Below are 9,654 nucleotides of genomic sequence, written 5' to 3' on the forward strand. Positions count from 1 at the left end.
GACGAAATGTACTGGCAGAATGGGACAAGAGAAATCGGGTGAGCGCAGTCACACCCCGTCGGCCTTATCGGCCGGTTCCATCCCTTCCGCATTATTTGGAGTAATCATGGCAAGCAGCGCAAGCAACGCCACTACCACCGCCGGCCCGCAGTTGCCCGGGGTTGTCGATGAGAGCGTGGCCAAGAAAGTCGCCCTCGCGGCCCTCGTCGGCACAGCGCTGGAGTGGTACGACTTCTTCCTGTTCACCACCGCCGCGGCGCTCGTGTTCAACGCCCAGTACTTCGTGTCCCAGGACCCCTTCGTCTCGGCCATGAGCTCCTTCGCCACCCTGGCCGTGGGCTTCGTGGCCCGCCCGATCGGCGGCTTCATCTTCGGGGCCCTGGGGGACAAGGTGGGGCGCAAGAAGATCCTGATGGTCACCATCGTGGGCATCGGCCTCGTGACCGGGCTCATCGGCCTGCTCCCGAACTACATGACGATCGGCGTCGCGGCCCCCATCCTGCTGGTTGCCCTGCGCATCCTGCAGGGCCTCGCCGTCGGCGGCGAGTGGAGCGGCGCGGTGATCATCGCAGTCGAAAACGCCCCGGTTGCCAAGCGCGCCCGCTACGCTGCCCTCCCGCAGCTCGGCTCGCCTATCGGCACCATCCTGTCCTCCGGCGGCTTCTTCGGAATGCTCTACCTGGTGGGCCAAGCCAACTTCGATGCCTGGGGCTGGCGCATCCCGTTCATCGCGGCGATCCCGCTGCTGGCCATCTCGATGTGGATCCGCAGCAAACTCAGCGAGTCCCCGGAATTCGAAGCCCTCATGGAGTCCGGCGAGACCGAGCACGCCCCCATCCGCGGCGTCCTGACGAAGAGCTGGCGCCAGATCCTGGTGGGCATGTGCTCGGCGCTGCTGGGCATCGGCGGCTTCTACCTCATCACCAGCTTCGTAGTCTTCTACGGCACCAAGGTGCTCAAGATGCCCTACGAAACCTTGCTTCTCGGCTCGCTCCTCGCGGCCGTCTTCGAAATCTTCGCCCTGATCTGGGCCGGCCGCATGGGCGAGAAATACGGCGCCAGCAAGGTCATCCTCTGGGGCGGCATCGCCTCCGCCGTCATCGCCGTGCCGGTCTTCCTGGCCATCGACACCGCCAACCCCGCCCTGGTCATCATCGCCATGATCATCGGCGTGTGTACCCTGTCCATCCCTTACGCGGTGTCCGGAACGGCCCTGACCGCACTCTTCGCCACAAAGGTCCGGTACACCGGCGTCGCCATCACCTCCAACAGCGCCGGCGTCATCTCCGGCTTCGTGCCGCTGATCGCCACCGCCCTCGTGGCCGCCAATGGCAACTCGTTCTGGCCCGGCGCCATCATCTTGCTGGTGGTGTCCGTATTGACCGCGCTGTCCGGCATTTTCCTCCCCGCACTGAGTATCGAAGAAAAGGGAATGAAGCATTGAGTACAACAACCACCGCCGGGCACCTGATTGTTGCCCAGCTGGAACGAGCCGGTATCCAGCGCGTCTACGGTGTTCCCGGGGAGAGTTTCCTGGATGTGCTGGACGGCCTGCACGGATCCTCCATTGAAACCGTGGTGACCCGCCACGAAGGCGGCGCCGGGTTCATGGCCCTCGCCGAAGGCCGGCTCACGGAGCTTCCGGGCGTGGCCATGGTGACCCGTGGCCCCGGTGCAGCCAACGCCTTCATCGCCATCCACACCGCGCACCAGGACGCCACACCGATGATCCTGTTCGTGGGCCTCATCCCGGTCGCGGACCGCGGCCGGGAGTCGTTCCAGGAATTCGACATCAACGCCTGGTTCGGCAGCACCGCCAAGAAGGTCGTGACGCTCGACGACGCCGCCTCCGCCGCCCGCGTTGTGGACGACGCCATCTTCACGGCCCTCAGCGGCCGGCCGGGTCCCGTGGTGATCGGCCTCCCCGAAGACGTGCTGGTCCACGCCATTGAATCGGGCCCAGCGAAATCGTGCACAGTGGAACCCCGCACTGTCGCCCGGTCCGAACCTTCAGCGGCAGACCTCGCCGGCCTGGAGGCAAAGCTGGCCGCGGCCAAGAAGCCCCTGATCGTGGTGGGCGGCGAAGGCTGGAACCAGGAATCCTCCGACGCGCTGGCCGGCTGGGCCGCACGCCACGGCGTCCCGGTGCTCGCAGACTTCCGCGCCTACGACGCCGTCCCGCACAACAGCGACGCCTACGCCGGCTACCTCGGCTACGCCCGCAGCGACGCCAACGCCCGCCGCCTCGACGAGGCCGACCTGCTGGTCTTCGTCGGCTGCGTCCGCGCCGACGTGCTCTCCGACGGCTACAAGCGCGGACTGGATGCCGTCACCGTCGTCGTCCACCCCGGCGCCGATCTGCTGGGTCACTTCGGCCGGCTGGACCAGCACATTCCGGCCCACGTCTCGTCCTTCGCCACCGCACTCGCCGCCACGGATTCCGCGGCGGATCCCGAGGCCGGCTGGCTGGCCGGGGCCCGCGCCGACTACGAGAAGTTCTCCACCGCGCAGCCGGACAGCGGGAACGGAGTGGACTCGGAATATGTGGACCTCGACGTCGTCATGGAAATCCTCAAGCAGGAAATGGACGACGACGCCGTCATCACGTACGGGGCCGGGAACCACTCGCTGTGGCCGGCCCGCTACCTGAAGCACAACACCGCGAACTCCCTCGCCGCACCCCGCAACGGGGCCATGGGCATGGGGATCCCGGCGGCGGTGGCTGCCTCCCTGGCCTACCCCGGCCGCCAGGTGATTTCCGTGGCCGGTGACGGCTGCTTCATGATGAACGGCCAGGAAATGGCCACGGCCATGGGCCACGGCGGGAAGTTCATCGCCCTCGTGGTGGACAACGGCATCTTCGCCACGATCCGTGAGCACCAGGAAGGCCACTACCCGGGCCGGCCCTCGGGCACGCACATGACCAACCCGGACTTCGCCGCACTGGCCCGGTCCTACGGCGGCTACGGCGAACGGGTCGAGAAGGCAGAGGACTTCGGCGCCGCTTTCCGCCGTGCCGTCGAATCCGGGCTGCCGGCAGTCCTGCACCTCCCGCAGGACCCCACCACCCGCTCACCCAAGACCGCCAGCAACTGACCGGAGCCCGTCATGATCACCCTGCACAACATCATCAATGGTGAGACCGTCCCCGGCAGCGCCGCCGACGGTTCGGACGCGGCCACCCTGCCGTTCTTCGACCCCGCCACCGGAGTCCAGCTCGGCACCGCCCCGGACAGCGACGCCGCCACCGTGGACCGCGCCTTCCAGGCCGCCCACACCGCCTTCCAGAGCTACAAGCGGACCACCCCGGCCGAACGCCAGGCCATGATGCTCAAACTCGCCGACCTCATCGAGGCCAACGTCGACAGGCTCCTGGACGCCGAGGTAGCCTGCACCGGCAAGCCGCGCCAGATCACCCGCGAGATCGAGATCCTCCGCGGCGCCGACCAGCTGCGCTTCTTCGCCGGCGCCTGCCGCGTGGTGTCCGGGACGGCCCAGACCGAATACGTCCGCGGCTTTTCCTCCACCGTCCGGCGTGAACCCCTCGGCGTGGTCGCCCAGATCACCCCATGGAACTACCCGTTCATGATGGCCATCTGGAAGATCGGACCGGCGCTCGCCGCCGGCAACACGCTGGTCCTGAAACCGGCCGACACCACGCCCTGGTCCACCCTGGTGCTGGGCGAACTGGCGCAGGAGGCCTACCCCGCCGGCGTCGTCAACGTCATCTGCGGCGGCCGGGGGACCGGTGCCGCCATGGTGGATCACGAGATCCCGGAAATGGTATCCATCACCGGCTCCACCCGGGCCGGGGCTCAGGTGATGTCCGCGGCGTCGAAGACCCTCAAGGACGTCCACCTGGAACTCGGCGGCAAGGCACCGGCGATCGTTTTCGCCGACACCGACATTGACGTGGCGGCCAGGGAGATCGCGCTCGGTGCGTTCTTCAACGCCGGGCAGGACTGCACCGCCGTGACCCGTGTGCTCGTCGAGGACTCCATCCACCAGGAGTTCGGTGCCGCGCTCGCCGCGGCAGCCGCAGCGCTGCAGGTGGGCGGCGACGCCGCGGACCTGGGCCCGCTGAACAGCGCCGCCCAGCTGGACCAGGTGGAAGGCTTCATGTCCCGGCTGCCCGCGAACGCCAGGGTCCTGGCCGGCGGCAAGCGGACGGGCGCCGGCTTCCACTTCGAACCCACCGTGATCGACGGGGTGTTCCAGGCCGACGAGGTGGTCTGCGAGGAAATCTTTGGACCCGTCGTCACCATCCAGCCCTTCCGGGACGAGGCCGAAGCCTTGGAGCTGGCCAACGGGACCAAGTACGCGCTGGCCTCCAGCGTCTGGTCCAACAACCACGGAGTGGTCACGCGGGTCTCCAATGAGCTGGACTTCGGCGCCGTCTGGATCAACTGCCACCAGGTGATCCCCGCCGAGGCGCCGCACGGCGGTTTCAAGCACTCCGGGACCGGCAAGGACCTCTCCGTCTTTGGCCTGGAGGACTACACCCGCATCAAGTCAGTCACCACCTCCCACCGCTAAAGAACCGCGTAGGTAACCCTTGAAACTCGATCTGCTGCTGCGCAACGCGGACATCATCACCATGGATGAGCGCCGCCCGCATGCCACCTCGCTGGGAGTCTGGCAGGGCCGGATTGTGGGCCTCGACGACGACCTGGCCGGCCTGGACGCGGCCGAAGTCCTGGACCTCGGCGGCGCCACCGTGACCCCCGGCTTCATCGACGCCCACTGCCACACCACCTGGTTCGGGCTCGGCCTGGGCGAACTGGACGTCTCCGCCGCGCGCGGCCTGCACCAGCTCTACGCCCTGCTGGAGGCCGGCATGGCGGCAGACAGCGGGCAGCCTGAGGCAGGGCCAGAGACGGACCCTGGGACCGGACCGGCGCCGGACTGGCTGCTGGCCACCGGCTTCAGCCAGCAGCAGCACGGCGGCGAGTTCCCGGACATCACCGTTTTGGACCGGATCACGGGAAACCGGCCGCTGTTCATGCGGCACAACTCCGGGCACATGGCCGTCGTCAACACGGCCGCCCTCCGGCTGGCCGGCGCCGAACCGGCGTCGTTTCCGGACCCCGACGGCGGCGTCATTGTCCGCGACGCCGACGGCCGCCCCACCGGGCTGGTCCAGGAAACCGCGCAGCAGCTGATCCAGCAGCTCATCCTGCCGTACTCGTCCGAGGCGATCGAAGCCGCACTGGACCGGGCTACCACCTACTACGCCGCGGAGGGCATCACGAGCTTCACCGAGGCCGGGATCGGCGGCGGCTGGATCGGCCACAGCCCCGTGGAGCTGGCCGCCTACCAGCGGGCGGCAGCCGCGGGCAGGCTCCACGCCCGGGCGCAGCTGATGCCCGTCCTCGATGTGCTTCACCCGCTCGGTGGGCAGCACCCGCCGGGCACCACGCCGGCCGGACTGGACCTGGGCATCGCCAGCGGCTTCGGCGGCGACTTCCTGTCCCTGGGCCCGGCGAAGGTGTTCCTGGACGGGTCACTGCTCGGCGAAACGGCCGCGGTCAGCCATGACTACTGCAGCCACGGCGGGACGGACAACACCGGCAACACCGGCTACTTCCAGGCCGAACCGGAGGCGCTGCGGGCAAAGATCGAGGCCGCCTACGCGGCCGGCTGGTCGATCGCGGCGCACGCCATCGGCGACCGCGCCGTTGACCTCGCGATCGACATCATCACCGGCTGCGCCGCCAAATACGGCCCCCGGGCCGTGCCCAACAGGATCGAACACGCCTCGATGACCCGGCCCGAGCAGCTCCCGCGGCTGGCCGCCGCCGGCATCGCCGTCACCCCGCAGGCCAGCTTCTTCTTCGACGGCGGGGACGGCATGACGCTTTCGCTCGGCCCGGAACGGCTCGGCTGGGCCTACAGGGCCGCGTCGTTCCTTGCCGCGGGGGTGACGCTCGCCGGCAGCTCCGACCGCCCCGTGGCCGACGGCAACGTGCTCCGCGGAATGCAGGCCTTCGTGGACCGGGGCACCGCCTCCGGGGCCGTTTTCGGGAACCCGGACGAGCGGCTGAGCCCGTTCCAAGCCCTGGCGGCGTACACCACCGGAGCCGCAGTAGCCACGGGCACGTCCGGCATCAAAGGCTCACTGACCACCGGGAAGCTGGCCGACTTCACCGTCCTGTCCGGGTCCCCGCTCACCGCGGGCAGCATCGCCGACCTCGAGGTGCTGGCAACCGCCGTCGGGGGGAGCTTTACGTTCCGGACCCCCGGCCTCACATTCCCGGTTGCGGCCGATTCGGCCGCAACCGGTCCATTCTTCAGCGCAGCTACCAATCGTTCATAGGGGAACACCGTGACTACTGAGACCACTTTCAGCACCCGCGACGCCGCGTTCGTGCGGGACTTCCACAACATGAGTGAATTCGGCGCGACCGAGAACGGCGGCGTGGACCGGCAGGCGGCCAGCGTGCCGGACGGCCAGCAGCGGCAATGGCTTACGGGCCTGCTGGAGGCCAAGGGCTTCACCGTACGGTTCGACCGGGTCGGCAACCAGTGGGGCCTCTATGAGGCCGTGCCGGGTGCCCCCTTCGTGGTGGTGGGATCCCACATGGATTCCCAGCCGACGGCGGGTCGCTACGACGGCGCGTACGGCGTGCTCGCCGCAACCCACGCGGCCTTCCGGCTCGTGGAGCAGTGGGCCGCGGCCGGAGCAGCCGGGCAGCCCCGGTTCAACATCGCGGTGGTCAACTGGTTCAACGAGGAGGGCTCCCGCTTCAAGCCGTCCATGATGGGCTCCTCCGTCTACACCGGAAAGCTCGAACTCGAGACCGCGCTGGCCACCACGGACGCGGCCGGAGTCTCGGTCCGCGAGGCCCTGGACGCGATCGGCTGCCGCGGCAGCTATGAGGGCCCCGAAGCCGCGTACTGCGCCGAGATCCACATTGAGCAGGGCCGGAGCATGGAACGCGAAGGCATCACCATCGGGCTGGTGAACTCCAACTGGGCGGCCAACAAATACGAGTTCGTGGTCCACGGCGAGCAGGCCCACACCGGGTCCACCGTGATTGCCGACCGGAAGGACGCGCTGCTGGGCGCGTCCATGATGGTGGTCGCCGCCCGGGAACTCGCCGACACCTACCCCGGCATGCTGCACACGTCCGTCGGGCAGCTGAATGTCTACCCCAACTCGCCCGTGGTGGTGCCGTCCCGGGTGAGCCTGCTGCTGGACCTGCGCAGCGCCGACGAAGCTGTCCTTGCCGAGGCGGACGCCCTGCTGGACAAGCGGATCGCCGGGATCGAGAAGCTGGCGAACGTCACGGTGGAGCGCAACCACTCCCACACGTGGCCCGTGACCCCCTACCAGCCAGAGGGCGTTGAACTCGCGGCCAAGGTGGCGGCGGACCTGGGCCTGGCGAACAAGCCGGTCATGACCTTGGCCGGGCACGATTCGACCAACATGAAGGACCTTGTCCCGACGGTGATGCTGTTCGTGCCCAGCGTGGACGGGATCTCCCACAACGAGCACGAATACACCACGGATGAGGACATCGTGGCAGGGTTGACGATGCTCACCGAAGTCGTCAACCGGCTCTGCAACGGCGACCTGGCGGACGACGCCGCGGCACCGGTCAGTGCCTGATGGAACCCGGCGTCCTGGAGGCCGGCGTCGTTGAGCCCGCGGCGCTGAAGGCGGACGCAACCCGGGCCCGGCACGAAAGCCTGTGGGCCCTGCGCTCAGCAAACAGCACCTCGACAGAGGTCGGGGATATCTTCGCACTGGCCGCGCGGCCGGGCACGATATCCCTGGCCGGTGGCAACCCCGACGTGGACTCTTTGCCACTGGATCTGCTGGGCCGTAGCGCCGCCCGAATCCTGTCCGGCCAGGGCTCGCGGGCGCTGCAGTATGGCGGCGGCCAGGGAACCGAGGAGCTCCGCCGGCAGATCTGCGCCGTGATGTCGCTTGAAGGCATTTGCGACGCGGACCCGGAGGACGTCGCCGTCACCGTCGGCTCCCAGTCCGGACTCGACACCATCACGAAGATCCTCTGCGACCCCGGCGACACCGTCCTGACGGACGACGCCACCTACATGGGAGCACTGGGAACCTTTGCCACCTACCAGGTCAAAGTCCATCCGGCAGCGACGGACGCGGACGGCCTCATCCCAGAGCTCCTGGAACGTCGAATTTCCGAGTTGCGGGCGGACGGCTACAGGATCAAATTCCTCTACACCATTCCGAACTTCAACAACCCCACGGGTGTGACCCTGGCCAGCCACAGGCGGCAGCGCATCGTGGACATCTGCCAGGAGGCCAACATTCTGGTGGTGGAGGACAACCCCTACGGCCTCCTGCGCTATGAGGGCGGGTTGCTTCCTCCCCTGCGCGCCGGGAATCCGCTGGATGTCCTGTATCTGAGCTCATTTTCGAAGATCTTCGCCCCCGGCCTGCGGCTGGGGTGGGCCCTGATCCCGCGACATTTGAAGCAACGATTCCTCATCGCGGGCGGCTCCAGCACCCTGTGCCCGCCGGCGTTCAACCAGATGTTGACCTCTGCGTACCTGCGGGACTTTGACTGGGAGGGTCAGCTCGACGTGTCCCGAGGCATCTACCGGCAGCGCCGGGACGCCATTCTGGCCGCCCTAGAAAACCAGATGCCGGCAGGGATCACCTGGACCCGGCCAGAAGGTGGTTTCTTCACATGGCTGACTCTCGATCCCGCTGTGGACACTCATGCGCTGGTCCACCGGGCCGCAAGCGCTGGCGTGGTGGCCTTCCACGGAGCTCCCTTCATGCCGCTGAATGAGCGTACCAACCAGCTCCGCCTGGCGTTCAGCGCACTGACCCCGGAGCTCATCGCGGAGGGCATAGGCCGCTTGGCGCCGGTGATCGCGGCCTCCTGAGGCGCAAGACCTAACAAATAAAGCAAAGGGCGGGTCCGGGCTTCTGGGCGGTTCTAGCGGTCGTTGCAACACCCAGAATTTTTGGGAGTTGCAACGACCGTGTCGTCTTTAAAGAAAGAATCTGCCGCCCGGAGGAAATGCACGCCGGAGCAGAAGGATCAGTTCTTTGCTGTTCTGGACCGGCTTGGGAGTGTGAGCGCGGCCGCACGGGATCTCGGATTCAATCAGATGACCTGTTACCAGTGGGACCATAATGCGCGACCGACCGAGCGCGCCTCGCGGAACCGGAAGGCTGGCCAGAGGAAATACACGCGTGAGCAGAAGGACGAGTTCTTCCTCGTGTTCGACCGGCTCAAGAGCACGCGGAAGGCAGCCAGGGAGCTCGGCTTGAACCCCGACACGTGCGCCGGCTGGGTGCGTAAAGCCGGGCTGAAAAGCTACGGGCCGGAAGACCTCGAACACGTCGCCCAGGAGCTCAACGGCCGCCCACGTAAAACGCTCGGCTGGGATACCCCAGCCGAGCGTCTGCGTGATTTACTACTAACCACCTAACCAGCAGGTGTTGCAAGGACCCCTAGAAACCGCCCTGGCCCGGACCCGCCCCTTGCTTTTGCCTCGCGGCTGGTGCCCCCTAGGTGTACTGCCCAGGGAGGTTGGTTAAGCGGCTGATGGGCGGCTGGCCTCCGATTGCGGTGTGGGGCCTATGGTGATTGTAGTGGTGCAGCCATGCCGGGAGGGCGTTTCTGCGGGCTGATTCCGTGGCGTAGAAGCGCTTGAAGG

General features: G+C 67.6%; 8 protein-coding genes. 7 read left to right on the top strand and 1 reads right to left on the bottom strand.

The features are described from left to right. Positions 1 to 106: 106 nt before the first annotated feature. The 7 genes from AC1DDH_RS17225 (at position 107) to AC1DDH_RS17255 (ending at position 9,426) form a co-directional block, all read left to right on the top strand. Positions 107 to 1,444 (top strand): MFS transporter, encoded by a 1,338-nt coding sequence (locus AC1DDH_RS17225; RefSeq protein ID WP_476857846.1) that lies wholly within the window; start codon positions 107 to 109, stop codon positions 1,442 to 1,444. Next, complete coding sequence (locus AC1DDH_RS17230; RefSeq protein ID WP_476955920.1) at positions 1,441 to 3,096, top strand: thiamine pyrophosphate-dependent enzyme; 1,656 nt, start codon at positions 1,441 to 1,443, stop codon at positions 3,094 to 3,096. Before AC1DDH_RS17225 ends, AC1DDH_RS17230 begins: the two co-directional genes overlap by 4 nt. Before the next feature lie 12 nt (positions 3,097 to 3,108). Beyond that, positions 3,109 to 4,536 (top strand): gamma-aminobutyraldehyde dehydrogenase, encoded by a 1,428-nt coding sequence (locus AC1DDH_RS17235; RefSeq protein ID WP_230008821.1) that lies wholly within the window; start codon positions 3,109 to 3,111, stop codon positions 4,534 to 4,536. A 19-nt stretch (positions 4,537 to 4,555) separates the two neighbouring features. Further along, complete coding sequence (locus AC1DDH_RS17240) at positions 4,556 to 6,316, top strand: amidohydrolase (RefSeq protein ID WP_476955921.1); 1,761 nt, start codon at positions 4,556 to 4,558, stop codon at positions 6,314 to 6,316. Positions 6,317 to 6,325: 9 nt separating this feature from the next. After that, positions 6,326 to 7,612, top strand: coding sequence for a M20 family metallo-hydrolase (locus tag AC1DDH_RS17245; protein ID WP_476860077.1), 1,287 nt, complete (start codon positions 6,326 to 6,328; stop codon positions 7,610 to 7,612). Further along, complete coding sequence (locus AC1DDH_RS17250) at positions 7,612 to 8,874, top strand: aminotransferase-like domain-containing protein (RefSeq protein ID WP_476860078.1); 1,263 nt, start codon at positions 7,612 to 7,614, stop codon at positions 8,872 to 8,874. Before AC1DDH_RS17245 ends, AC1DDH_RS17250 begins: the two co-directional genes overlap by 1 nt. A 99-nt stretch (positions 8,875 to 8,973) precedes the next feature. Then, a complete protein-coding gene (locus AC1DDH_RS17255) occupies positions 8,974 to 9,426 on the top strand; it encodes a hypothetical protein (RefSeq protein WP_476955923.1) in 453 nt (150 codons plus the stop codon). A gap of 79 nt (positions 9,427 to 9,505) precedes the next feature. Here the strand turns inward: AC1DDH_RS17255 and AC1DDH_RS17260 are convergent. Beyond that, positions 9,506 to 9,654, bottom strand: a 149-nt coding sequence (locus AC1DDH_RS17260) for an integrase core domain-containing protein (RefSeq protein WP_476954908.1), incomplete at its 5' end; no start/stop codon positions are given.

Source organism: Arthrobacter sp. 10T425, assembly GCF_056393985.1.

What these genes read in the sequence shown, in the direction of transcription:
- AC1DDH_RS17225 (WP_476857846.1), top strand. Translation starts at nt 107, where the DNA reads ATGGCAAGCAGCGCAAGCAACGCCACTACCACCGCCGGCCCGCAGTTG.
- AC1DDH_RS17235 (WP_230008821.1), top strand. Translation starts at nt 3,109, where the DNA reads ATGATCACCCTGCACAACATCATCAATGGTGAGACCGTCCCCGGCAGC.
- AC1DDH_RS17250 (WP_476860078.1), top strand. Translation starts at nt 7,612, where the DNA reads ATGGAACCCGGCGTCCTGGAGGCCGGCGTCGTTGAGCCCGCGGCGCTG.